Raw genomic sequence first — 25724 nt, 5'->3', positions numbered from 1 at the left:
TCGCGGCCTGAGCACTCAATATTGTTCAATAATGAACCGTTTTCCAGTCCGCGGGATGAGCCAGAGCCGACAATCGGTTGTTGTTTGGGCTGAATTTTTGTTGATTGACCCGTCAATAAAAAATAATCTTCACCGAAACAATGGGAACAGCATGCCGAAAGTCGGAATGGAGCCACTGCGCCGCAAAGCGCTCATCGACGCGACGATCTCGGCGATCGGCGAGCGCGGCTCGCTTGACGTGACGATGTCGGAGATCGCCGGGCGCGCCGGCGTGTCGTCGGCGCTGGCCCATCACTATTTCGGCGTCAAGGATGAGCTGCTGTTCGCGACGATGCGGCATATCCTGGCCGAACTGACCACGGACATGCGGCGCGCGCTTCAATCCGCCGGTTCCCCACGCGAGCGCGTCTCGGCGGTCGTGGCCGTCAATTTCTCCGACATCCAGTTCCGAGCCGAAACGATCGCCGCCTGGCTCGCCTTCTATGTCGAGGCGCAGAAATCGGCTGCGCTGCGCCGGCTGCTCAGGATTTATGCGCGGCGGCTGCATTCGAACCTGATGAGCGGGCTGGCCGGCATCCTGTCCCGAGCGGAGGCCGACCGCGTCGCCGAAGCGACGGCGGCGATGATCGACGGGCTCTATATCAGGCGCGCGCTCAAGGACGGCGTGCCCGATGCCGCGACCGCGATCGCATTGGTCGAAGACTATCTCGAAACGAAACTCAGCGGACGCAGACGCAGTGACACGCAAGCACCCTAACTTCCTGATCGTCATGGTCGATCAGCTCAACGGAACTTTCTTTCCGGACGGGCCGGCTGACTTCCTGCACGCGCCGCATCTGAAGGCATTGGCCGCCCGCTCGGCGCGGTTCCGCAACAATTACACCGGCTCGCCGCTCTGTGCGCCGGGCCGTGCCTCGTTCATGAGCGGCCAGTTGCCGTCGCGCACCGGAGTCTATGACAACGCCGCCGAGTTCGCCTCGTCGATCCCGACCTTCGCTCATCATCTGCGCGCCGCCGGCTACCATACTTGCCTGTCGGGCAAGATGCACTTCGTCGGGCCGGACCAGTTGCACGGCTTCGAGGAACGGCTGACCACGGACATCTACCCCGCCGATTTCGGTTGGACGCCGGATTATCGTAAGCCCGGCGAGCGCATCGACTGGTGGTATCACAATCTGGGTTCGGTGACCGGGGCCGGCATTGCGGAAACCACCAACCAGATGGAATATGACGACGAGGTCGTGTTCCTCGCCACGCAGAAGCTCTACCAGCTTTCGCGGGAGCAGGATGATGAGGAGCGCCGGCCCTGGTGCCTGACCGTTTCGCTGTCACATCCGCACGACCCCTATGTCGCGCGCAAGCAGTACTGGGATCTCTACGAAAATTGCCAGGCGCTCGACCCGGAAACCAATTTCATTGCGTATGACGAACAGGATACGCATTCGCAGCGGCTGTATGTCGCCAGCGATTATCCGTCGTTCCAGATCACCCCTGAGCAGGTGCGCCGTTCGCGGCGTGGCTATTTCGCCAATATTTCCTATGTCGACGACAAGCTCGGCGAGCTCCTGGACGTCCTCAAGCGAACGCGCATGCTTGACGACACCACCATCCTGTTCTGCTCCGACCATGGCGACATGCTCGGCGAGCGCGGCCTATGGTTCAAGATGAGCTTCTTCGAGGGCTCGGCGCGGGTGCCGCTGATGATTGCCGGCAGGGGCGTTGCGGCCGGGCTGATCGAAGCGCCGGTTTCCAATCTCGACGTGACGCCGACGCTTTGCGACCTCGCCGGCATCGACATCGATGCCGTCGCGCCATGGACCGATGGCCAATCGCTGCTGCCTCTGATCGACGGTGAGCGGCGCAGCGCGCCTGTGCTGATGGAATATGCGGCTGAGGGTTCATACGCGCCTCTGGTGGCTATCCGCGAGGGCCGATACAAGTTCGTCCATTGCGAGCTCGATGCGCCGCAACTGTTCGATCTCCAATCCGATCCGCTGGAGCGGGAAAACCTCGCGGCCGATCCGGCCAACGAACCGCTGGTCGCGGCGTTCATGGACAAGGTGCGGGCGCGCTGGAACATGGCCGCCTTCGACGCTGCGGTGCGCGAAAGCCAGGCGCGCCGCTGGGTCGTCTATCGGGCGCTGCGCAACGGCGCCTACTACCCTTGGGATTTCCAGCCGCTGCAGAAAGCGTCCGAGCGCTACATGCGCAACCACATGAACCTCGACAATCTCGAAGAGAGCAAGCGGTATCCGCGAGGCGAATGATGACTACGCTTGTCCCCTCACTCGACCACCTGAAGCAAGCCTATGCGGTCACCGCCAAGGCGACGCAGATCACGCCGCTGCTGGAATCGGCGGCGCTCGCCAGGGAAACCGGCGCCGCTCGCGTCTTCGTCAAGGCGGAATCGCTGCAATGGGCGGGATCGTTCAAGGTTCGGGGCGCCTATTGGCGGCTGAAGCGGCTGTCGCCCGACGAAGCCAAGAAGGGCGTCATCGCTTATTCTTCCGGCAATTTTGCGCAAGGACTGGCGGCTGCGGGCCAGGCGCTCGGCATTCCCGTCACCATCGTCATGCCGATCGACGCGCCGGCCGCCAAGCGCGACGCCACAGCAGGCTACGGCGCGCGCGTGGTGCTTACCGATCACGGCGAGCGCGCGCGTGAGGAAGTCGCCGCCGCCAAGGCGCGCGAGATCGCCGAGACCGAAGGGCTGACATTGCTGCATCCCTTCGACGATCCGGAAATCGTCGCCGGCCAGGCAGGTGCCGGGCTGGAGGCGCTGGAGCAGCTTTCTGCCAAGGGCGCGAAGGCGGACGTGCTGTTCTGCTCGGTCGGCGGCGGCGGCCTGATCGGCGGCGTTTCGCTCGCTTTCCACTACCTGTCGCCGGCCACAGAAATCATCGGCGTCGAGCCCGAAGGTTTCAACGGCATGGGCGCCTCGCTGGCGCATGGCAGCATCGAGACCATGCCGCTCGCCCCGAATTCGATCTGTGACGGGCTGATGTCGCGGCGGCCCGGCGACGCGCCGTTCGCGGCGGTCAGAACCGCCGGCGTTCGCGGCATCACTGTCGACGACGCCTTGGTGCGGCGGGCAATGAAAATCGCCTTCGAGCGGATGAAGCTGGTGCTTGAGCCGTCCGGAGCTGCCTCGCTGGCGGCACTGCTCGGCGGCAAGGTGGATGTGGCCGGCAAGACCGTCCTTGTGGTGGCTACCGGCGGCAATGTCTCGCTCGCCGATTTCATCACGCATATGAACGATGGGCGCATATGAACAATGCTTGAAGCGGATTTCGTCATCATCGGCTCCGGCTCCGCCGGCTCGGCCATGGCCTATCGCCTGTCAGAGGATGGCAAGCACTCGGTCATCGTTATCGAATTCGGCGGCTCCGATGTCGGGCCGCTGATCCAGATGCCATCGGCGCTGTCGATCCCGCTCAACATAAGCCTCTACGACTGGGGTTTTGCCAGCGAGCCCGAGCCGCATCTCGGCGGCCGCGTGCTGGCGACGCCGCGCGGCAAGGTGATTGGAGGCTCGTCCTCGATCAACGGCATGGTCTATGTGCGCGGCCACGCCCGCGACTTCGACCACTGGGCCGAACAGGGAGCCGCCGGCTGGGGTTTCGCCGACGTGCTTCCCTATTTCAAGCGCATGGAAGATGCGGAGGGCGGCGAGGACGGCTGGCGGGGCCGTGGTGGGCCGCTGCACGTGCGGCGCGGCACGCGGAAAAACCCGCTCTATGGCGCCTTCGTCGAGGCGGGCCGCCAAGCCGGCTTCGAACTGACCGACGACTATAATGGCTCCAGGCAAGAGGGGTTCGGCCCGATGGAGCAGACCATTTTCGGCGGCCGCCGCTGGTCGGCGGCATCAGCCTATCTGAGGCCGGCGCTCAGGCGCAAAAACGTAAGCCTGGTCAAGGGCTTTGCGCGACGGGTGATCATCGAGAATCAACGCGCCATCGGGGTCGAAATCGAAGCTCGCAAACAGATTCAGGTCGTTAAGGCGCGACGTGAGGTGATCGTCGCGGCATCGTCGATCAATTCGCCGAAAATCCTGATGCTGTCGGGCATCGGGCCTGCAGAACATCTCAGGGAAAACGGCATCGCGGTGGTGGCCGATAGACCCGGCGTCGGCCGCAACCTGCAGGACCATCTGGAACTTTATATCCAGCAGGAATCGACAAAGCCGATCACGCTGAATTCGGTACTCAACCCGTTTTCCAAGGCGATGATCGGGGCGCAGTGGCTGTTCTTCAAGACCGGCCTTGGCGCTACCAATCATTTCGAGGCGGCGGCCTTCGTGCGCTCGCGCGCCGGGGTCGACTATCCTGATATCCAGTACCACTTCATCCCGGCGGCGGTGCGCTATGACGGCAAGGCGGCGGCGAAGGCGCATGGTTTTCAGGCGCATGTCGGGCCAATGCGCTCGAAGTCGCGCGGCTCGGTGACGCTGCGCTCGCCGGATCCGAATTCGAAACCGGTGATCCACTTCAACTACATGTCGCATCCCGACGACTGGAGCGAGTTCCGCCACTGCATCAGGCTGACGCGCGAGATTTTCGGCCAGAAGGCGTTCGACGGCTTCCGCGGCCAGGAAATTTCGCCCGGCAGCCATGTGCAATCGGACGACGACCTCGACATCTTCATCAGGGATCACGCCGAAAGCGCCTATCATCCCTGCGGCACCTGCCGGATGGGCCGCGCCGACGACGTCACGAGCGTCGTCGATCCGGAATGCCGCGTGATCGGCGTCGAGGGCCTGCGGGTAGCCGATTCCTCTATCTTCCCGCGCGTCACCAACGGCAACCTCAACGCGCCGTCGATCATGACTGGCGAGAAGGCTTCCGACCACATTCTCGGCCGCACGCCGCTGGCGCCTTCCAACCAGGAACCATGGATCAATCCCCGCTGGCAGGCGTCCGACAGATAGAGCATGATCGTGCAACCGCACGATCGGCATGCCGCTAAGACGATTTGGAGAAGCCCATGCGCGCCCAGCCAACGGCATCGCACTATGTCAACGGACGCTACATAGACGACGAGCAAGGCGCGCCACTGCCGGTCATCTATCCGGCAACCGGCGAGACCATCGCCCTGCTGCGCTCGGCGACGCCGAACGTGCTGGAACTCGCCATCGAGGCTGCGCGTGCCGCGCAACCGGCTTGGGCGCGGCTGAAGCCGGTGGAGCGCGGCCGCATCCTGCGCCGCGCCGCCGACATCTTGCGCGCCCGCAACGCCGATCTTGCCCGCCTCGAGACGCTCGACACCGGTAAGGCGATTCAGGAAACGCTGGTGGCGGATGCGCCATCGGCCGCGGATTGCCTGGAATATTTCGGCGGCGCGGTTGCAGCTTACAATGGCGAGGCTGTCGATTTGGGCGGGGCCTTCGCCTACACGCGGCGCGAGGCGCTCGGCGTTTGCGTCGGCATAGGCGCCTGGAACTATCCAATCCAGATCGCCGGCTGGAAATCCGCGCCCGCGCTCGCCATGGGCAACGCCATGGTGTTCAAACCATCGGAAAACACGCCATTGTCGGCATTGGCCCTGGCCGAGATCTACAGCGAGGCAGGCCTGCCCGACGGGCTGTTCAACGTCGTGCAAGGCTATGGCGATGTCGGCGCCAGCCTGGTCAGCCACGATGTCGTGGCCAAGGTGTCGGTGACCGGCTCGGTGCCGACCGGCCGCAAGGTGCTGTCGCTCGCCGGCTCGAAGATGAAGCACGCGACGATGGAACTCGGCGGCAAGTCGCCGCTGATCGTCTTCGACGACGCCGATCTCGAGAATGCCGTCGGCGGCGCCATGCTCGGCAATTTCTATTCGACGGGGCAGATCTGCTCCAACGGCACGCGCGTCTTCGTCCAGAAGGGCATCCATGACCGCTTCGTCGACCGGCTCGTCGAGCGAACCAAGAAGATCCGCATCGGCGACCCACTCGATGCCGAAACCCAGATGGGCCCGCTGGTCAGCAAGGCACAGCAGGAGAAGGTCGTCTCCTACATCGCGGCGGGCAAGCAAGAAGGCGCCACGCTCGCCTGCGGTGGCAACGTGCCCTCGCTGCAAGGTTTTGAAGGCGGCTTCTTCGTCGAGCCGACGGTGTTCACCGGGGTGAGCGACAGCATGCGCATCGCGCGCGAGGAAATCTTCGGGCCTGTCATGAGCGTGCTGAAATTCGACGGCGAGGACGAGGTGGTCGAGCGCGCCAACGACACCGAGTTCGGTCTCGCGGCCGGCGTGTTCACGCGCGACCTGTCGCGCGCCCACCGCGTCATCGCCGAGCTGCAGGCCGGCACGTGCTGGATCAACGCCTACAACCTGACCCCGGTCGAAATCCCCTTCGGCGGTATCAAGCAATCCGGCATCGGGCGAGAAAATTCACTGGCCGCGCTGGCGCTCTATTCGCAGATGAAGGCGGTTTATGTCGAGACCGGGGATGTGGCCAGCCCGTATTGAGCAAAATGTCGTCGGGACAGCGCCTCTTTCTCAGCCGCCCTTCTCGGCAGTCCCATCCAGATACTGCGTCAGCGCGCACACGAGATGATAAAAAATGCTGGCCGGCACATCTGATGCCCGCGAGCGGCCGCGCTCGTCGACGCGGTCGATCCACAGACCCAGCGGCGCCGGGTCGATGTGCCAGCGGAACAGCCGGCCTACGCGTTCCTCGATCTCCGGCTTGAGATCGGGTCCGCCAGAACCGTCCAACGCAATCGCCGCCTTGACCGCTTCGGCCTGTGGCCAACTACGCGAGACCAGGTCCAGCGGCAGACCCTGCCGGGAGACGGCGCCATAGGCAAGGCCTGTGGCGCGGTTGAGGCCATTGGCGATGGCCGAGGCATAGAGTTTCCTGGCGAAGCCACTCAGTTCGGCCTGGCCGCTAAGAGCGGCGAAATCGACAAGCAGCGCGGCCCATTCGAAATGATGGCCGGGCTCGGTCCAGGTACCCTTCTCGCCCGCCACGGGCCTCCAGCCGGCGTCGAAATATTCACCCAGCGTCCAGCTTTCGGGATCGAAGAAGTGGTTGCGGAACAGGTCGATGATGCGTGCCGCGCGGCGCAGATAAGCGCGCTCGCCTGTCGCCTCGTGCCAGGCGAGGAAGGCTTCCAAAAAATGCATGTGCGGATTGGAGCGCCGCTCGCCCTGCCCGTCCGAGGTTTCGAGAAAGCCGGTCATGCGGCTATCCTCGAGATGGGCATCGAGGAAGGCGAAGGTCTCTTCGCCGAGCCGCAGCGCATCCGGATGGCCCGACATGTGGGCATGCGCCAGCGCCAGAAGCACGCAGGAATGATCGTAGGCGTCCTCGACCGGGTCGGCGACCGAACCGTCGATGTCGAGGGTACGCACCCAGCCGCCCCTTGCCGTTCGGCCGCTTCCGGCCATGAAGTCGATGCCGTGGGCGATGAGCCGGTCGGCCGGGCCGTCCCAGCCGCGTTGCTTGGCGACCGCAAAGGCGTAGACCTGGCGGGCCTGCGTGCGCATGCGCTTGGGCTTCATCAGCGGCGTGGCGTCGAAGCCAAGAGCCTCGTGGAATCCGCCATAGCGTTCGTCGACGCCTGATGTCGACCACAGCGGAAGCGTCTCCTGAAACAGCCAGTGATGGACGCGGCGACGCCAAGCGCCGCTTTCGATGACCCGGTCGTGGGCAGGCGTGAAGCGGGTTTCCAACCGGCCGGATTTTTCGAGCTGCTCGACGATCTTCTTGACGTGCTGGCTATGGCTGACCGGGGCGACGAAGGTAGCGTCCGATGTCGAGACGATGGCGACATCTCTCATGCCGATGGCCGACAGCAGCCGGCCATCGCTGCGAATGTAGGAATTCTCGCAATCGATGGCGACGACGTCGCCGGCGATGACATTGCCTTGGCTATCGGCAGGCCCGACATCGAGCAGCGACTGCCAGGAGCCGAGATCGTTCCAGCGAAAGCTGGCCGGCACCATGGCGATGTCCTTTGCCCGCTCCATGATGGCATAGTCGATCGAGACCGAAGGAATGGCGCCGTAGAGGTCCAGCGGCATGTAGAAGCCGGAAAGGTCCGATGTCGCAGCCTTGTAGGCAGCTTCGGTCGCCTGCCAGATCTTCGGCTCGAAAGCTGCGAAAGCATCACGCATGGCGCCGGCGCGAAACAGGAAGATGCCGGTGTTCCAGTGGAAATTGCCGGCTTCGAGATAGGCCTGGGCGGTGGCAAGGTCCGGCTTTTCGACGAAGCGCGAGACATCGAACACGCCTGCTCTTTCGGCGGCGACTTCGATGTAGCCATAGCCGGTCTCCGGCTGTGTCGGCTTGAGGCCGAACACCACCAGCCGCCCGGCGCTGGCAGCGGCGGTGCCCGCCTCGACGCTCTGCCAGAATTGCCGCGCGGTCGAAATCTCGTGATCGGACGGCACCACCAGCACCAGTTCGTCACCGAATTCGGCGAGCGTGCGCAGGCTTGCCAGCGCCACCGCCGCGGCGGTGTTGCGGCCGGTAGGTTCGAACAGCGGCCCACCGCCGGCAAGGTTTATGCCGGCGAGATCGGCATGGACGCGCTCGGCATGGCGTTCGGAAGCGATCATGAAGATGGGCGTATCGCCGCTGGGCCGTGACGCCAGCCGGCGCAAGGTCTTTGCCAGCATCGAGCCGTCGCCCGAAAGGTCGTGGAACTGCTTGGGATTGTCCTCGCGCGACAGCGGCCAGAGCCGCGAGCCGACGCCGCCGCTCATGACGAAACTGACGATGCGCTGGCTCATGATGCCCTTGTCAAAAGATCTGGTTGTAGGCGCCGACTTCCGGACTACGGCGCAGCACGGCGTCGAACGTCTGCCGGCGCCGCTGTGACGATACCGGGCTCTCCACCACCACGACAAGCTCCGGCAATCCGAACCTGTCGAGCCGTGCTTCGCCAACGATCCTGAGGGTCAAGACTGAAAATCTCCGGGCGGCTGGAAACACAAATCGCGCAAACGTTTGCCGAGGGGTGCCCTACCACGGAAGCCTTTAAGCGGCGTTTATTCGAGGCGCTGAAACAGGCTCGCGAAGAAAGCTGGCGAAATGCGACAGAAGTGCTGCCATTGACGCTTGCAGGAACCAGATGCGGCGGCTATAAGCCCGCGTCTGGTCACGGAGTGTAGCGCAGCCTGGTAGCGCACCTCGTTCGGGACGAGGGGGTCGCAGGTTCAAATCCTGCCACTCCGACCAGAAAAACAAATGTACGGCCCGGAGACATAGGTAACAGAATGTACCTAAGACATGGGTGACAACCTCGTGCCGAACGGGTTGTCGATGGTCTGCAAGGTCCTCTGTTCCAAGTCGATATATCCCAGATCATAGTGCATGAAGGAGACGAGCCAAATGCCGTCGTCGACTTCGCTGATGCCGAGCCTTTGGCCGGCGAGCACGGTGGAGATGTTTATCTTCTTCCTGTGCATGCAGATGCGGCCGCAGGCGGTGACGAGAATGTCCTTGTCATGGAAGGGATATTCCAGCCCGGGGAGGCCTTGATAGGCTCTTGAAGAGCCTCTGTAGAGCTCGGCTGGCACCTTCATGCCGATGGCCTCGTGGGGCCTCTCGTCATTGAATTCGCTCATGAAAGCATCGAACCTGGCCTGCTGCTGGAGGGTGTTCATGCCCGGCGGCCGGGTCGTTTCGGCCTTGAGCGTGCGGTGCATGCGCTCATGGCGAGCGTTCTCGTGCGGGTTGCCAGGCCGGATGCGCTCGATGGCGATGCCGAGCCTCAGCCAGAACACCGACAGCCTGGAGAGATTGTAGAGGCCGTTGGGGCTTGCGAAGGGAAGGCTATTGTCGCTTCTAATCGCTTCCGGCAGGCCACGTTCCTTGAAGAGCCGAACGAAAGCCTCGATGATCGGTGACAGTCAGGGGGTAACAGTAGCGGCCGTTGCCGAGCTTGAACTCGCCCTTGAAATCGGCGCACCAGAGATCGTTGGGCTGCATCGCCTGTGACAGTTGCGTGCCCGCGGCCTTGTTCGCCCGGTTCCTCTTGCGGGCCTGGCTCACAAGGCCGTGGCGGTCGAGCACGGCATGAACCGTGCTCTTGGCCGGAATGCGCACGTCGCCGGCCAGTTTCCTGATCAGCAACTCCCTGATCTTCCTGGCGCCCCAGTGCGGCTTCTCTTGCTTGCTCTCCACGATCATCCGCTCGATCTGGGGCGGCAGTTGGTTGGCATAGCGCACCGGCCGCCGAGAGCGGTCCGTCAGGGCCTCAAGACCCTCATCCTTGTAGCGATTGAAGATCTTATAGCCCGTCTTGCGCGAGATGCCGAACTCCCGGCACACATCACTCATGCCTTCTCCGTCGAGAAGGCGAGCTACAGAACGAAGACGTTCCTCCATCACCGAACACTCTCCACGGCATCAACACCTCCGGCCAAAAGCCAAAAGTGTTACCCATGTGTCCGGTACAAAACGTCACCTATGTCTCGGGTCGCTCAAAAGCGCTACGCGTGTTTGTTGTTCCCGCTGCAGCGGCTCGATGTTTGATCGTCGCCTGCTCCAATTCATCGCTTTACGCAATTCCGGCTCCAATTCATCGCTTTACGCAATTCCGGACGGAAAAACCGCTGCGCAGTTTTCCTGGAATTGGTTTAGCTGACGCGTTCTATGAGTTCGATTGCCGCTTTGGTGACGTCGGCGGCGTCAAGCCGTTGAACGCAATAAACGCCCCCTGCATTGCCCACCTTGCAGAGGCCCGGCGCTATGCACTTGCATGGCATCGGAGGCTGCAGCGTACGGTTAGGAACGCCAAGAGGCCCCCAGATGTCAGGTTGGGTCAGACCGAACAGGCCAACGACGGGCGTTTTCATGGCCGCGGCCAGGTGCATGGGTCCGCTTTCGTTGCCCAGGAAGATCAGGGCCTCGCCCAGCAGGGGCAAAAGGGTGGTCAGGGGTGCCTGGCCAACGAGATTCACGATCGGCGATGTTGCCGCATCCAACACCTTGCCTGCGATACCTGCCTCGTCCGGGCCGCCAACGATGACCGCCCGGAGACCCTTTCGACGGTAAATCTCTCCCAGGACCGATGCGAAACGGTCAGGCTGCCAGCAACGGCCTGGGAAACTGGCGCCGGCATGGACGGCGACAAACGACTTCGTTTCCAATTCGTGTCGGGCAAGCAGCTGCTTTGCCTGACGCGAACCGGATTCGGTTGGCTTGAGGGACGGAATAGGATCGGTCACAGGAATGCCAAGGGCAAACAGCGGCGACAGGTACCGATGCAGATAATGCTCGCCGCCATGGCCGTATGTGGCGGCAAAGATGTTGGCGCTTTGGCGCTCCCAGAATTTCAGGGGCTGCTCCGATGGAACATAGCCTACGCGAAAAGGCGCCTTGACGAAGCGCATCACAAGCCGTGATGTCTTGGAGTCGGACAGATCGATGATAAGATCATAATCCGACTTCCTCAGATCGTGCAGGAGCCTGGTCATTCCGGACATGCGCTCGAAAGGGGAGCCGCGCATTTTGCCGCGATCGAGCGAAACCACGCTGTCGGCGATGCCTTGCTCCAGAACGAATTTCGCCAGCGCCGCCTGGCATAGCATGGTGATCGTCGCGTTCGGAAACTCTGCCCGCAGATGCCTGACCAGAACCGAAGTTAGAACAACATCCCCGATAAACTTCGTCTGATTTATGAGTATTGATTGTACGTTGCCAGCCTTCGGCAGCGCCTTTGCCGGCTCTTTTGAATTCTTGATCCAACTTTTCATGGAATGACTATTCCATTTCAGCCAAAAAGAATCCAAAATTTTCGACAAACGATCGATGTAGGCAATAGCCGCGCAATGACAAGCTCGTTCTGTCCGCTGATATAGGATATCGCCTCAGCCATCAACCAACCAGGAATATTTGTCAACGCAGATGGGGCTCGCAGGCTCTCTTTCAAGGGTTCCGCCGAGGTCGAACTCGTGTCCGTCGTGAATGTGAATGACCCCGGTTCGTTTCGGCGTACGCACGCATGCGGACATATCGGAGGGTGGCCATGGTCGCTTACGCTGGAGTAAGGTCGTGGACATGAAATTGCATTCGACCCCCAGCAGGCCGTTCATCCCCGTGCTCCTCCTCGCCCTTGTCGGAGGCTGCGCGTCGACCAGCGGATCGATCGATCCGGCGAATTACGACAAGATGACATGCGCCGAACTGAACAGCGCCATAGGCGAAGCCGCCAAAGGCATCTCGCAGACAGCCATCACGCGGGGCAAGGTCGCCAGCACCAGTGTTCCGAGATGGCTGCTGGGCGGCTCAAGCGTCAAGGCCGCCGTCGCCAATCGCGAAACGACCAGGATCGATCGGCTGAAGCAGCAGCAAGCGGCCATGGCCGCCGCCAGGGCGCGCAAATGCCCAGGGCTGGCGAATTGAGCTGAGGCGCCGCTGCCGGGCTCGCCTCACGCACTCAAACGAAACCGCGTGACATCGATTGCGGCGCTCATCAGCGTCTGCGTGTAGCCGGCCTGCGGATTGCTGAAAATGTCTTCCGTCGGCCCTTCCTCGACGATCTTGCCCTGCTTCATGACGATGATGTAGTCGGCCATGGCGCGCACCACGGCGAGATCGTGGCTGATGAACAGATAGGACAGCTCATGATCGGCCTGCAGCTTGCGCAGCAGTTCGACAATCTGTTTCTGCACCGAACGGTCGAGCGCCGAGGTCGGCTCGTCCAGCACCACCAGCTTGGGTTTGAGGATCATGGCGCGGGCAATTGCGATGCGCTGACGCTGGCCGCCTGAGAATTCGTGCGGATAGCGATTGCGCGAGTTGGGATCGAGGCCAACTTCGCGCAGCGCCTCGACGGCGCGCTGGTCGCGCTGCTTGCCCGAGAGGTTCGGTTCATGCACCAGCAGCCCTTCGGTAATGACCTGGCCGATGGTCATGCGTGGCGATAGCGAACCGAACGGATCCTGGAAGACCAGCTGCAATTGGCGCCGCAGCGGCCGCATCGTCTGGCGGTCGGCGGTCGAGATATCGCGGTCGCCGAAGCGGATCACGCCATCGCTCGGCAACAGCCGCAGCAAAGCGCGGCCAAGCGTCGATTTTCCAGAGCCTGATTCGCCGACGATGCCGATCGTCTGATTGCGCCTCAGCCTGATCGAGATGCGGTCGACGGCGCGCAGCATCAGCGGTTCGCCGGCCAGAAAGCCGCCGCCGATGCGGAAGGTGACCTCGACGTTTCTGCCTTCGAGCAGGACGGGCGCATTGGCCGGCGGCGGCGCCTTGGTCCCGGTCGGCTCGGCCGCCAGCAGCATCTTGGTGTAGGCATGCTGAGGACTGGCGAAGATGGCTTGCGCGTCCCCCTCCTCCACCACCTCGCCGGAGCGCATGACATAGACCCGGTCGGCAAAGCGCCGGACGATGCCGAGATCGTGTGTGATGAACACGATCGCCATGCCGAGCTTGCGCTGCAGCTCAGCCAGAAGCATGAGAATCTGCGCCTGGATGGTGACGTCGAGCGCAGTCGTCGGTTCGTCGGCGATCAGGATGTCGGGATCGTTTGCCAACGCCATGGCGATCATGACGCGCTGGCGCTGGCCACCCGACATTTCGTGCGGATAGGATTTCATGCGCCGTTCGGGATCGGGAATATGCACCAGCCTGAGCAGGTTGAGCGCCTCCTCGCGCGCTTGCGCCGCATTCAAGCCCCGGTGCCGGCGGATCGGTTCGATCAGCTGGTTGCCGATCGAATAGAGCGGATCGAGCGAGGTCATCGGCTCCTGGAAGATCATGCTGATCTTGCGGCCGCGGACCTTGTTCAGCTCGGATTTGCTTAGCGTCAGAAGATTACGGCCGCGATAATCGACGCTGCCGGTGGCTTCTCCATTGGAGGCCAGCAGGCTCATCGCCGCCATCATCGTCTGGCTTTTGCCTGAGCCGGATTCGCCGACCACGGCGACGGTTTCGCCCGCCTTGACGTGGATGTTGATGCCTTTCACCGCCTCGACCGCGCCGTCGAGGGTGCGGAAGCGCACGCGAAGATCTTTTACGCTGAGGATGGTCTCTGCTGCGTCCATCTTAGCGGTCCTTGGGGTCGAGCGCATCGCGCAGGCCGTCGCCGACGAAGTTCAGGGCGAACAAGGTGGAGACCAGGAAGAAGGCAGGGAACAGAAGCAGCCAGTTTGCAGTGCCGATGTTCTTGGCGCCGACCGAGATCAGCACGCCCCAGCTGGTCATCGGCTCCTGAATGCCGAGCCCGAGGAACGACAGAAAACTCTCCAGGATAATGACCTGCGGCACCAGCAGCGTCATGTAGATCACCACCGGCCCGAGCAGGTTGGGAATGACGTGGCGCAAAAGGATGCCGCGCTGGCCGACGCCCATGGCCTCTGCCGCCTGGACATATTCCTGGCGGCGGATGGACAGCGCCTGGCCGCGCACGATGCGGGCCATGTCGAGCCACAGCACGGCGCCGACCGCCAGGAACATCAGCACGAAGTTGCGGCCGAAGAACACCACAAGCATGATGACGAAGAAGATGAAGGGCAGCGAATAAAGCACGTCGACGATGCGCATCATCACCTCGTCTACCCTGCCTCCGGCAAAGCCGGCAGTGGCGCCGTAGAGCACGCCGATGGCCACGGCCACGACGCCGGCGAGCAGACCGATGGCCAGCGAGACACGCCCGGCCATCAGCGTCCGCGACAACAGATCACGGCCGGTGTTGTCGGTGCCGAAAAGAAAATATTGCTGCTTGACCGAGGCGCTCATCGTCGCTTCGAGGCCGTCAGGCGACTTGCTTTCGATCCTGGTGTCGTCGAAGGCGTCGGACCGGTCGAGATAGCGGATGTTGCGGTCGTCGATCGCCTTGCTGGAGGTGACGGTGACGAAGACGCGATTGCCGTCCTGGCGCCAGTCCTTGATGTCGACACGCATGCGCTTGATCGCCTCATTAAGCGCGGTCTCGATCATGTCCGCCTTCGGATAGGCCGACAGGCTCGGCGGCGTACGCACATAATCACCATAGATGGTGGTGTATTGGTGCGGCACGAACCAGGGCCCGAACACGCTGATCACGGCGATCAGGATCAGATAGTAGAGGCTGAACATGGCAGCGCGGTTGGCCTTGAGGCGCGCCCAGGCATCGCCCCACAGCGAACGGCCGACGACCGGTGCGGCGATCGCGATATCAGTCATAGCGCACCCTCGGATCGACGACGGCGTACATGACGTCGACGATCAGGTTGAAGACGATGGTGAAGATGGCGATGACCACCACCGTCCCCATCACCAGCGTGTAGTCGCGGTTGAGCGCGGCATCGACGAAGTAGCGCCCGACGCCGGGAATGGAGAAGATCGTCTCGACGATGATCGAGCCGGTGAGCAGGGCGGCGGCAGCCGGACCGGTGAAGGAGACGATCGGCAGGACGGCGCCGCGCAGCGCGTGCTTGACCACCACCGACCAGTCGGACAGGCCGAGCGCGCGCGCCGTGCGGATGTGATGCGAGCGCAGCGATTCGATCATCGAGCCGCGCATCAGGCGGGCGACGATGGCGATCTGCGGCAGGGCAAGCGTCAGCACGGGACCGATCTTGTTGATAAGCGCGCCATCGCCCCAGCCGCCGATCGGCAACAGCTTCCAGGTCAATCCGAACACGAGCTGGATAATCGGCGCGATGACGAAGGTCGGGATGGTGCTGCCCGCGGTTGCCAGCGCAATCACCGTGTAGTCGCCAAGTTTGTTCTGGTTGAGCGCCGCAATGGTACCGAGCACGCTGCCGAGCAGCAGCGCCAAGATCAGCGCGGAGGCGCCGAGCTGAATGGAAATAGGCAAGCCCTTCGCGAAAAGCTCGGTGACGGTAAAGTCCGGCATATTGTAGCTCGGGCCGAAATTGCCGCGCAGGAGATTGCCGAGATAGTGGACATATTGCAGCCAGAGCGGGTCGGCGAGCCCGAACTGGGCTTCAAGATTGGCCCTGATCTCGGGGCTCAGGCCCCGCTCCTGGTTGAACGGGCCGCCCGGTGCGACGCGCATCAGGAAGAACGCCAAGGTCACGATGACGAATAGCGTTGGAATGGCGGTCAGAAGCCGCCTGAAAATGTAGCGTAGCATCGGCGGTGCCCTGCTTCGGCCAGGGTGACGGGCATCCAACCGGACGCCCGCAGCGCTCTGGCACCTCTCATCTTCGCACCATGGCCTGCGAAAATCGATTTCGACTTTCGGGCCCCATGCGACGACAGCTCGAACCGCCGTCCTGAACGGGCGGCGGGTCGATCAAGGTTTTCAATCCTTGGAGATGAAGCGGGACGGATGCACGTCCATGACGTTGTCGACGAAGCCGTGCAGCTTCGGGGAAACGATATCGTGGTAGCTATAGTAGAGAAGCGGGATCTGGCCGACGTCGTCGACGAGGATACGCTCGGCGGCGGCGAGTTCCTTCATGCGCTCTTCCGGCTTGCCGCCGGCGGCGGCCGCCTTGTCCATGGCCGCCTCGTATTGCGGGCTGTCATAGACCGAATAGTTGTTGCCGCTGGCCTTGCGCGAGATGCCCAGGAAGGTTTCGGGATCCTTGTAGTCGGCAATCCAGGCGGCGCGCGCAACGTCATAGTCGCCCCTCTGCTCGAGGAAGGAGTAGTGGGTCTTGGTGTCGGTGTTGAGCAGCGTGACGTCGACGCCGAGCGGCTTCAGCTGTTCCTGGATGGCGACCGCAGTATTCTTGTGGTTCTCCGAGGTGTTGTAACGGATCTCCATCTTCAGCGGATGCTCCGGCGTGTAACCGAGCTTCTCGAGGATTTTCTTGGCTGCGTCCTCGCGGTCGATCTGCGACATGTCGGCATATTTGGCCATCGCCGGCGTGTAGCCCTCGATGCCCGGAGGGACCATCGAATAGCCTGGCAGCATTGAATTCTGCCAGACCTTTTCGGCAATGAAATCGCGGTCGATGGCCATCGAGATGGCATTGCGCAGCTCGACATTGTCCCAGGGCTTCTTGTCGGTCTTGATCGCGTAGTAATAGGTGCCGAGATACGGCCCCACCTTGATCTGATCACCGAACTTGGCCTTGAGGTCGGCGAGCTGCTCGGTCGGTAGATCGTCGTAGCTGTCGAGTTCGCCGGCCTCGAAGCGCTTCATCGCCGAGGAGCGATCCTCTGTCGGGATGTAGTTGACGACGTCGATCTTGACGCTTCCGGCATCCCAGAATTTCGGATTCTTGACCAGTTTCATATGATCGTTGGGAACCCACTCGGCCAGCGTATAGGCGCCGTTGGAAACGAGATTGCCCGGCTTGATCCAGTCGGCGCCGAGCTTGTCCATGGACGCCTTGTTGACCGGATAGGTCGCCTGGTGGGTCAGCATTTCGAGGAAATAAGGCGTCGGCGCCTTCAGCGTCACTTCAAGGGTGGTCGCGTCGATCGCCTTGACGCCCATGTTCTCGGGCTTGCCCTTCTTGGTGTTGACTTCCTCGGCGTTCTTGACGGGATAGAGCATCGAGGCATATTCGGCGGCCGTGGCCGGGTCTTCGAGGCGGCGGAAAGCGAAGACGAAGTCTTCGGCCGTCACCGGGCTGCCGTCGGACCACTGGCCGTCCTTCCTGAGCTTGAAGGTGTAAACGGTACCGTCATCAGACACCGTCCAGCTCTCGGCGGCGCCGGGGATGACGTTGGCCTTCTCGTCCTGCATCACCAGACCTTGGAACAGGTCGCGCAAGACGTTGGCTTCATAGACCGTCGAGGTCTTATGCGGATCAACCGACTCGGATTCGGCAGCAGTGCCTCTGTTGTAGACGACCTCGGCAAAGGCCGGCGTGTAGAATGTTCCGGCGGCCAGCGCCATGGTTGTGGCGAATGCCGTCGCCTTCAGCATGTTTTTCAGCATGAAGTTTCTCCCTGTCGGCGCTGCCAACGGCGCGCCTTTGTGTGTTGACGCCCCGGGACCGATGTCTGGCCCCTTTGAGCGCGCCGCCGGTTCCCTCCGTCGGCTGGTGGCAGGAGACTAGACAGGCGGCAAGCTCTTTTCAACCGAGTACTGATTGACCCTAAGTCAATAGCCAGGAATCAAAGAAGCCGCGGCTAAATTAGCGTAGCTTTTCAATCATACACACTTCCAGGTTGCGCCTAGAGTTTTCGCTTTTTGCATGCGAACTTTGGCATGCTCGGCGGCATGGTTCAGAACCTCATTCGCCGGATCCAGGGGCGCCGATTCCAGACAGACACTTCGGCAACTTCGGCGGTTGAGTTCGCTCTGCTATCACCGATATTCATCCTTCTCCTGCTCGGAATGGTTGCATACGGTATCTATTTCGGCGCGGCCAATTCAATACAGCAGATCGCGGCGGACGCCGCCCGGACGGCCATCTCGGGGCTGAACCAGACCGAGCGGCAGACGCTCGTGGCCTCGTTTCTCGCCAATAACGCCGGTGGATATCCCTTCGTCGACGCCAGCAAGCTGACTTATCGGGCCAATGACAGCACGGCGGACGGCAATCAGTTCGTGGTGTCGATCCAGTACGATGCCCGAAACCTGCCGATCTGGAATCTCTTTCCGGGCATAGCCATGCCGGGTACCACGATCAAACGCCAATCAACGATCAGGGTGGGGGGCATCTGAATGCTGCTCAGTTCGCGCTTGAAGATCCGCAGGCTTGCACGCCTGATGCTTGGTGACCAACGAGCGAATTTCACGGTGATGACGGCGTTGAGCGCGCCGGTCGCGCTGGCGCTGGCAGCAGTGGCGATCGACGAGGCCTCCATTTACACCGAGCGCCGAGAAGCACAGGCGATGGTCGACCTGGCAGCGATCACCGCGGCTTCGAACATCAACAACGTCCAGACCGCGGTCTTGACCACGCTCACCGACAACGGGATGCCAGGTGTCGTCGTTCAGGGCTCGGGTCAAACCATTCCCGCGGCGGTGGGCAAAACCGTCGTGACGGTCACGCGGGGCCGATATGCAGGGGCATCCTCGGTCAATGTGGATCAACGCTTCCAAGCAGGCGTAACCCCTTACAACGCGGTTCATGTGACCCTGCGCAAGATCCCCAACCGCTATTTCGCAAGCTCGCTGATCCCAACGCCCATCATTGGCACCGAAGCCACCGCCAGCATGACGCCACAGGCCACTTTCTCGGTCGGATCGAGGTTGCTCAGCGTCAATACCAGCAACAGCCCCATCCTCAACGCGCTTCTCGGCGGCCTTCTAGGCGGCAACATCTCGCTCAGCGTCATGGACTACAACGGATTGATCTCCGCCGATGTCAGCGTGCTTTCCTTCGTCGATGCCCTGGCGGTGCAATTGAACCTGACGGGCGTGACCTATTCGGACGTTCTGGCCTCAAAGGCTGCAGTCGGCCAGATCGCCACCGCCATGGCCAATGTTCCCGGGCTCGGCAACACGGCCAAGGTCGCCTTGCAAACCATGGCAAGCAAATCGACTAACACGGTCAAGATTCCGCTCAGCCATCTCATCGACCTCGGCCCCCTCGGCAGACTTGGCCTCGGGCAGAGGCCAGCCGGCCTTGGCGTTGACGCCAGCGCGATGGGAATGCTGATGGCCGCCGCCGAACTGGCAAACGGTTCGAAGCAGATCGACCTCGGTCTCAGCACCGGCATACCGGGGGTGCTGTCGAGCACGCTCGCCATCGCCTTCGGCGAACCGCCGCAATCCTCGCCATGGCTGAAGGTTGGCGAAGTCGGCACCATTGTGCGGACGGCCCAGACCCGTATCAAGCTGGTGGTGAAGATCGGAGCCGGCAACAGCAATGTCGGAGGCGGTATCACCCTGGTGTCGTTCAGTCTGCCTCTGCATGTCGAAGTCGCCTATGCCGAGGCCAAGCTCACCGACATAAGTTGTCCGACAGGCCCCAGCAGCATCAAGGTGACCATCGCCACCCGTCCCGGTATCGTCGAAGGGCATCTCGGCGACAGCAGCAGCGCCGGCTTTGCCGATTTCACCAACAAGGAGACGTTTTCCAACACGGAAATCGCGAGCGTGAAACTTCTGATCATCCCGGTGCTGTCGGTGGTGGGCTCAGCGGCGTTCGACATGGCCAACAACACGCTAACGACGTTGACTTTCAACAAGGCCGATATCGATGCCAAGACGATAAGGACCGCTTACACCCAAAATTTTACCCAGTCGTTGACTACGTCGCTGGTCAGCGATTTGTCGCTGACGGCGAATTTACTCGGTCTGCCGCTGCTGAATCTGAACACGCTGATCGCAACCGTAAGCCCGCCAGTGGTGGCACTTCTGAACAGCGTAACAGCTCCGGTCGACACGTTGCTTACCAATCTGCTCGGAGCTCTTGGCGTGCGTCTCGGTGAAGCCGACGTCCGGGTCACCGGCGCAACGTGCGGACGTGCCGTGCTTGTCCAGTAAGATGGCCGGCACGCGCTGATCTAGGCAAGGTGTCCAAGAAAGCATCCGAGTGTCGGCAGCAAAAGCACGGCTTCTCCGGCGAGCGAGGCATCGCCGCCAAGTTTCGCAACCGCTCCTAAGTCTTGCGGCAGCGGCCAATTGGCCGGTTCCCCGGCGAAATTGAAGGCACAAAGCAGCCTCTCATCGCCATGCTCGCGGACAAAGGCCAGCACGTCGCCTTCGGCGTCGAGAAAGCGGATCGAACCGCCGACCAGCGCCGGATGCCGCTTGCGCAAAGCGAGTGCCGAACGGTAGGCGGAAAGTACCGATTGCTCATCGCCGCTCTGTACATCGACCGCGCGAGCGCGATGGCTTTCCGGCACCGGCAGCCAGGGTTTACCGGTGGAGAAGCCCGCATTATCGGCGCCGGACTCCCAGACCATGGGCGTGCGGCAGCCATCCCTTCCCTTCACACCGGGCCAGAAGCGGATGCCTACCGGATCGCGCAGGTCCTCATAGGCAAGTTCCGCCTCCGGCAAACCGAGTTCCTCGCCCTGGTAGAGGCAGATCGAGCCACGCAGGCAAGAGAGCAGCATGATCGAGAATTTGGCCACCACGTCAGGATCGCCGCCCGGCCGCGTCCAGCGGCTGACATGACGCATGACGTCATGGTTGGAAAACGCCCAGCAGACCCAGCCATCTACGACAGCGTTTTCGAAAGCCTCGACACAGCCGCGCACATGCGCCGCCGAAAATTGCGGGCCAAGCAGATCGAAGGTGTAGCACATCTGCAGCTTGTCGCCGCCGGAGGTGTAGGCGGCCAGCGTCTGTAGGGAGCGCCCCTCATCACCGATTTCGCCGACGGCGGCGCGATCCCCGTACTCGTCGAGCAGCGCCCGAAAGCGCCGCAGGAACGCTAGATTTTCCGGCTGCGTCTTGTCGAACAGGTGCTCCTGGTAGAGGTAGGTGTTGGTCTCGGTGTTGGTGCCTGCAACGCTCGACGCCAAGGGCGGGTTGCTGCGCAGCCAGCGGTCGTGGACGTAGTAGTTGACGGTGTCCAGCCGGAAGCCGTCGACGCCGCGCTCCAACCAGAACCGCACTGTATCCAGAAGCGCGTCCTGGACCTCCGGGTTGTGAAAGTTGAGATCCGGCTGCGAAGCGAGGAAATTGTGCAGATAGTACTGCCGGCGGGTCGCATCCCATTCCCACGAGGGGCCGCCGAAGACCGACAGCCAGTTGTTGGGCACACCACCATCCGGTCTGGCGTCGGCCCACACGTACCAATCGGCCTTTGGATTGTCGCGGCTGGCGCGGCTTTCGACGAACCATTCGTGCCTGTCGGAGGAGTGCGACAGCACCTGGTCGATGATGATTTTCAGGCCAAGCCGGTGCGCTTCGGCAACCAGTGTATCGAAATCCTCCAACGTGCCGAACATCGGATCGACGTCGCAATAATCCGACACGTCGTAGCCCATATCGGCCATCGGCGACTTGAAGAAAGGCGACAGCCAGACGGCATCGGCGCCGAGCGAGGCAATGTGGGCGAGCCTTGATGTGATGCCGGCGAGATCGCCGCTGCCGTCGCCGGTCGTGTCCTGGAAGGAACGCGGGTAGACCTGGTAAATGACGCAACCGCGCCACCAGTCGGCCGCTCGCTCGGCATTGTCGTCAGTCATCACGACCCTTTCCCTGTCTGGGCCCTTCCGTCCTGCGCTCGATCATGAAATTCACGCTGCGGCCCGGCAGCGCGCGAGAAAGATCAACTGCTTGCGCTTCGATGGCGGGATGCCATCGGAATCCGTCTCGCGCGGGCAATGTGAAGATGCATTGGCGGCGATCGCCATTGACCATGACGGCAAGCCGGCCATCCACGCCGCCGAGCAGCATGACGAGGCGATGCCGGGCGGGATCGTTCCACTCCGCCTCGCCGAGCAGCGCCCCCGTCTCGGTGAGCCAGGCGACGTCGGCAGTGTCCGACCCGGCCAGCGGCTGGCCGGTGAGGAAATCTGTATTAGAGAGCGCCGGCACCGCGCGGCGCAAGGCGGCCAGTGCACGCGCGTAGCCTTCCAGCGCCTGGTCACGCCCCTTCCAGTCGAGCCAGGTGATGTTGTTGTCCTGCGCATAAGCGTTGTTATTGCCTTGCTGGCTGCGGCTGAATTCGTCGCCGGCCGTCAGCATGATCGTGCCGCGCGAGGCGAACAGCGTGGCGAGCAGCGCACACTGGTCGCTGAAGCGCGCCTTCGCGATTGCCGCGTCGTCCGTCGCGCCCTCGACGCCGTTGTTCCAGGACAGGTTCTCGTTGTGGCCATCGCGATTTTGCTCACCATTGGCCTCGTTATGCTTCTCCTCATAAGCAACGATGTCGGCCAGCGTCATGCCGTCATGGGCCGCGATGAAATTCACCGTGCGGCTGGCGGGCTGGCCGCCCCTGCCGAAAATATCGGACGAACCGGCAAGTCGTGTCGCCAGCGTACCAACCATGCCGGCATCGCCGCGCCAGAAGCGCCTGGCATCGTCGCGATAACGATCGTTCCATTCCAGGAAGCGGGAGGGGAAGTTGCCGAGCTGATAGCCATCGAGACCGATGTCCCAGGGCTCGGCGATCAACACACGGCCGGCCAACAGCGCATCCTCGCGCATCGCCTCCAGCAACGGCGCTTGCGCTTCGAATGTGCCGTTGACGCGCCCCAGCACCGGCGCCAGGTCGAAACGAAAACCGTCGACGCCGGCATGGCGGACAAAATGGCGAAGCGTGTCGAGCACCATTTCCCGCACCGCCGGGTGATCGCCGGCGACCGTGTTGCCGGTACCAGTATCATTGACCTGCCTGCCATCCGGCTGGTGCCGGTAATAAGCCTGATTGTCGAGGCCGCGCAGCGACAATGTCGGACCGAGCCTGTCACTTTCGCCCGTGTGGTTGAAGACAAGGTCGAGAATGGTGCCGATGCCGGCCGCACGCAGCGCGGCAACGGTATCGCGCAATTCGGCCAGGCCGCCAGGGGCCAGGCGCGGGTCTAGTGCCATGAAGGTGACAGGGTTATAACCCCAGGCGTTGCTCAACCCGAGCGGCGGCAGATGCCGCTCGTCGATCGATGCCGTCACCGGCATCAGCTCGACGGCGGAGACGCCGAGCCTTCGCAGGTGCTCGACGATAGCCGGATGAGCAAGCGCGGCGGTCGTGCCGCGCTGTTTTTCCGGCACATCCGGATGCAGCTTGGTGAAGGCGCGCACCGGCACTTCGTAGATCAGGCCGCCCGGACGGAACAGCGGCGGCGGCACAGGCACAGCCGTGAGCAAGGCTTTCGCCACCGCCTTGGGCATCAGCGGCGCGGTGTCGGCACCTTCGTTGCGTCGCGCGGCGAGACGCCAGTGATAGGCATAGGGCCGATCGATCTCGACGGCGTAGGGATCGGTCAGCAGCTTGTCGGGGTCGAACCAAAATCCGCGCTCGGGCGCGTAATCGCCATCGGCGCGAAAGCCGTAGCGGGTGCCCTCGCCAAGGCCGGAGACGAAGAGGGCATGCACCCCCTCTCCTTCCGCTTTCAGCTCCAGCCGGTCGAGTTCGCGGTTTCCCTGTTCGTCGAAGATCGAGACCCAGAGGCGGCGCGCCGACGAGGACCAGGCGGCAAAGCGGATGCCGTCGGGGGTGATGGTGGCGCCTAGTGAGGTCATCGGCGCGTCCTCCACCCTCCCCCTTGTGGGAAGGGTCGCGAACGAAGTGAGCGGGGTGGGGGGTGACGCCGGCAAAGCCCTCTACGAGCACCCCCACCCCGACCCGCTACGCGGATCGACCCTCCCCACAAGGGGGAGGGTGAAGCCACCGCCACGCTCAAGTAATCACGCTCGGCTTGTCGCGGCCGGTGTGGCTCCTAATTCCCGCGATGTCATCCGCTGCCGCGATCAGATCGGCGAGCGCCTTCTGCGTATCGAGATCGTGCCTGGCCTTGTCCGGCTCGTAGCGCTCGATGTAGACGCGCAAGGTGGCGCCCGAGGTGCCCGTGCCGGAAAGCCGGAAGACGACGCGCGAGCCGCCTTCGAACAGCACCCTGATGCCTTGATGCTCGCTCACCGAACCGTCGACCGGATCGTGATAGGTGAAGTCGTCGGCATTGGCGATCTTCAGGCCGCGCACGCTGGTGCCCGGCAGCGAGCCAAGCTTGGCGCGCAGTTCGTCGACCAGCGCATTGGCGCGCCCGCTCTCGACTTCCTCGTAGTCATGGCGCGAATAATAGTTTCGGCCGTAGGTCGCCCAGTGCTCGGTGACGATCTGCTTACAGCTCTCGCCGCGCGCGGCGAGGATGTTGAGCCACAAAAGCACGGCCCACAGGCCGTCCTTCTCGCGCACATGGTTGGAGCCGGTGCCCGCACTTTCCTCGCCGCAGATCGTCGCCATGCCGGCGTCGAGCAAATTGCCGAAGAATTTCCAGCCGGTCGGCGTCTCATACATGCCAATGCCGAGTTTTTCGGCGACGCGGTCGGCGGCCCCACTGGTCGGCATCGAGCGCGCAATGCCCTTCAGGCCTTCCTTGTAGCCCGGCGCCAGGCGGGCGTTGGCGGCGAGCATGGCGACAGAATCCGACGGGGTGACGAAAATGCCCTTGCCGATGATCAAATTGCGGTCGCCGTCACCGTCGGAAGCGGCACCGAAATCCGGGGCGTCCGGTCCCATCATCTCGTCATAGAGATGTTTGGCATGGACCAGGTTCGGATCCGGATGGTGGCCGCCGAAATCCGGCAGCGGCTTGAAGTTGCGGCAGGTGCCGTCGGGCGCGCCAAGCCGGTGTTCGAGGATCTCCTTGGCGTAGGGGCCGGTCACCGCGTGCATGGCGTCGAAGCGCATGCGAAAGCCCGACTTGAACAGTTTGCGCAGCGCGTCGAAATCGAACAGGCTTTCCATCAGCTCGGCATAGTCGACGACCGGATCGATGATCTCGACCGTCATGCCGGCGGCCTTGACGGTACCGATCGCGTCGATGTCGATCGGATCGATGTCGACGGTCTTGAAGCTGGAGATCGCCTTGGTCCTGGCGAAGATCGCATCGGTCAGCTTTTCCGGCGCCGGGCCGCCATTGCCGGCATTGTACTTGATGCCGAAATCCTCGTGCGGGCCGCCCGGATTGTGGCTGGCTGACAGGATGATGCCGCCGAACGTCTTGTACTTGCGGATGACATGCGAAGCGGCCGGCGTCGACAAGATGCCGCCCTGCCCGACCATCACCTTGCCGAATCCGTTGGCGGCGGCCATGGCGATGGCCTTCTGGATGACCTCGCGATTGTAGAAGCGGCCGTCGCCGCCGATCACCAGAGTCTTGCCCTTGAACCCGTCCAGCGCGTCGAAGATCGACTGGATGAAGTTCTCGGCATAGTGCTCCTGCTGGAACACAGGCACCTTCTTGCGCAGCCCCGAAGTGCCGGGCTTCTGGTCGGAATAGGGTTTGGTGGGAACGGTGCGTATCATGC

The 25724-nt window shown here is 62.6% G+C and carries 18 protein-coding genes, 1 tRNA gene and 1 pseudogene; 9 read left to right on the top strand and 11 right to left on the bottom strand.

Going from position 1 to position 25724, the window contains the following annotated elements:
• The first annotated feature begins 151 nt into the window (after positions 1-151).
• The 5 genes from betI to betB are packed head-to-tail and all read left to right on the top strand — an operon-like array spanning position 152 to position 6447.
• Positions 152-757, top strand: a complete 606-nt coding sequence (gene betI, locus FJ426_RS05715) for a transcriptional regulator BetI (RefSeq protein ID WP_140559423.1) — start codon at positions 152-154, stop codon at positions 755-757.
• Positions 738-2267: a choline-sulfatase gene (gene betC / locus FJ426_RS05710; RefSeq protein ID WP_140559422.1), complete on the top strand. Its 1530-nt coding sequence runs from the start codon at positions 738-740 to the stop codon at positions 2265-2267. Before betI ends, betC begins: the two co-directional genes overlap by 20 nt.
• Complete coding sequence (locus tag FJ426_RS05705; protein ID WP_140559421.1) at positions 2264-3271, top strand: threonine/serine dehydratase; 1008 nt, start codon at positions 2264-2266, stop codon at positions 3269-3271. The genes betC and FJ426_RS05705 overlap by 4 nt, the downstream gene beginning before the upstream one ends.
• A 3-nt stretch (positions 3272-3274) precedes the next feature.
• Positions 3275-4927, top strand: coding sequence for a choline dehydrogenase (gene betA / locus FJ426_RS05700; protein WP_140824797.1), 1653 nt, complete (start codon positions 3275-3277; stop codon positions 4925-4927).
• A gap of 56 nt (positions 4928-4983) precedes the next feature.
• Positions 4984-6447: a betaine-aldehyde dehydrogenase gene (betB, locus tag FJ426_RS05695; RefSeq protein WP_140824793.1), complete on the top strand. Its 1464-nt coding sequence runs from the start codon at positions 4984-4986 to the stop codon at positions 6445-6447.
• A 30-nt stretch (positions 6448-6477) separates the two neighbouring features.
• Here the strand turns inward: betB and FJ426_RS05690 are convergent, their stop codons facing one another.
• On the bottom strand, positions 6478-8718 hold the full coding sequence (locus FJ426_RS05690; RefSeq protein WP_140494790.1) for an AGE family epimerase/isomerase: 2241 nt from the start codon (positions 8716-8718) through the stop codon (positions 6478-6480).
• A 10-nt stretch (positions 8719-8728) separates the two neighbouring features.
• The gene (locus FJ426_RS31250) at positions 8729-8890 is read right to left on the bottom strand and encodes a hypothetical protein (protein ID WP_181170896.1); all 162 of its coding nucleotides are present in this window, start codon (positions 8888-8890) and stop codon (positions 8729-8731) included.
• A gap of 199 nt (positions 8891-9089) precedes the next feature.
• Here FJ426_RS31250 and FJ426_RS05685 point away from each other — a divergent pair.
• Positions 9090-9166: transfer RNA gene (locus tag FJ426_RS05685), tRNA-Pro, on the top strand.
• 44 nt (positions 9167-9210) lie between these two features.
• Here FJ426_RS05685 and FJ426_RS32140 read toward each other — a convergent pair.
• Both FJ426_RS32140 and FJ426_RS05675 read right to left on the bottom strand, forming a co-directional pair.
• Positions 9211-10340: pseudogene (locus tag FJ426_RS32140) on the bottom strand (helix-turn-helix domain-containing protein).
• A gap of 229 nt (positions 10341-10569) precedes the next feature.
• Entirely contained in the window at positions 10570-11688 is a 1119-nt protein-coding gene (locus FJ426_RS05675; RefSeq protein ID WP_140520751.1) for a glycosyltransferase family 9 protein, read from the bottom strand.
• A gap of 304 nt (positions 11689-11992) precedes the next feature.
• Between FJ426_RS05675 and FJ426_RS05670 the strand changes: the two genes are divergently transcribed.
• Entirely contained in the window at positions 11993-12337 is a 345-nt protein-coding gene (locus FJ426_RS05670) for a hypothetical protein (RefSeq protein ID WP_140514927.1), read from the top strand.
• Between the two features lie 26 nt (positions 12338-12363).
• On the opposite strand, the gene FJ426_RS05665 is transcribed toward FJ426_RS05670, so the two are convergent.
• The 4 genes from FJ426_RS05665 to FJ426_RS05650 form a co-directional block, all read right to left on the bottom strand.
• Positions 12364-13983, bottom strand: coding sequence for an ABC transporter ATP-binding protein (locus FJ426_RS05665; protein WP_140514926.1), 1620 nt, complete (start codon positions 13981-13983; stop codon positions 12364-12366).
• Between the two features lies 1 nt (position 13984).
• Positions 13985-15103, bottom strand: a complete 1119-nt coding sequence (locus FJ426_RS05660; protein ID WP_140494797.1) for an ABC transporter permease subunit — start codon at positions 15101-15103, stop codon at positions 13985-13987.
• The gene (locus tag FJ426_RS05655; protein WP_140494801.1) at positions 15096-16019 is read right to left on the bottom strand and encodes an ABC transporter permease subunit; all 924 of its coding nucleotides are present in this window, start codon (positions 16017-16019) and stop codon (positions 15096-15098) included. Before FJ426_RS05655 ends, FJ426_RS05660 begins: the two co-directional genes overlap by 8 nt.
• Before the next feature lie 171 nt (positions 16020-16190).
• Positions 16191-17783: a peptide ABC transporter substrate-binding protein gene (locus FJ426_RS05650; protein WP_140559418.1), complete on the bottom strand. Its 1593-nt coding sequence runs from the start codon at positions 17781-17783 to the stop codon at positions 16191-16193.
• 285 nt (positions 17784-18068) lie between these two features.
• Here FJ426_RS05650 and FJ426_RS05645 point away from each other — a divergent pair, with 285 nt between their 5' ends.
• Both FJ426_RS05645 and FJ426_RS05640 read left to right on the top strand, forming a co-directional pair.
• Positions 18069-18515: a TadE/TadG family type IV pilus assembly protein gene (locus FJ426_RS05645; RefSeq protein ID WP_140495051.1), complete on the top strand. Its 447-nt coding sequence runs from the start codon at positions 18069-18071 to the stop codon at positions 18513-18515.
• Positions 18516-20285, top strand: a complete 1770-nt coding sequence (locus FJ426_RS05640; protein WP_140514922.1) for a TadG family pilus assembly protein — start codon at positions 18516-18518, stop codon at positions 20283-20285.
• Between the two features lie 20 nt (positions 20286-20305).
• On the opposite strand, the gene FJ426_RS05635 is transcribed toward FJ426_RS05640, so the two are convergent.
• The 3 genes from FJ426_RS05635 to FJ426_RS05625 form a co-directional block, all read right to left on the bottom strand.
• The gene (locus FJ426_RS05635) at positions 20306-21940 is read right to left on the bottom strand and encodes an alpha-glucosidase family protein (RefSeq protein ID WP_140494807.1); all 1635 of its coding nucleotides are present in this window, start codon (positions 21938-21940) and stop codon (positions 20306-20308) included.
• Positions 21933-23936 (bottom strand): glycogen debranching protein GlgX, encoded by a 2004-nt coding sequence (gene glgX / locus FJ426_RS05630; protein ID WP_140824790.1) that lies wholly within the window; start codon positions 23934-23936, stop codon positions 21933-21935. The genes FJ426_RS05635 and glgX overlap by 8 nt, the downstream gene beginning before the upstream one ends.
• Before the next feature lie 157 nt (positions 23937-24093).
• Complete coding sequence (locus FJ426_RS05625) at positions 24094-25722, bottom strand: alpha-D-glucose phosphate-specific phosphoglucomutase (RefSeq protein WP_140494811.1); 1629 nt, start codon at positions 25720-25722, stop codon at positions 24094-24096.
• Between the last annotated feature and the right edge of the window lie 2 nt (positions 25723-25724).

The sequence above is a fragment of the Mesorhizobium sp. B2-6-4 genome (assembly GCF_006441495.1).
GTDB lineage: Bacteria > Pseudomonadota > Alphaproteobacteria > Rhizobiales > Rhizobiaceae > Mesorhizobium.
The sequence above is the reverse complement of the archived record's forward strand: the minus strand, read 5'-3'. Positions and strand labels throughout refer to the sequence as shown.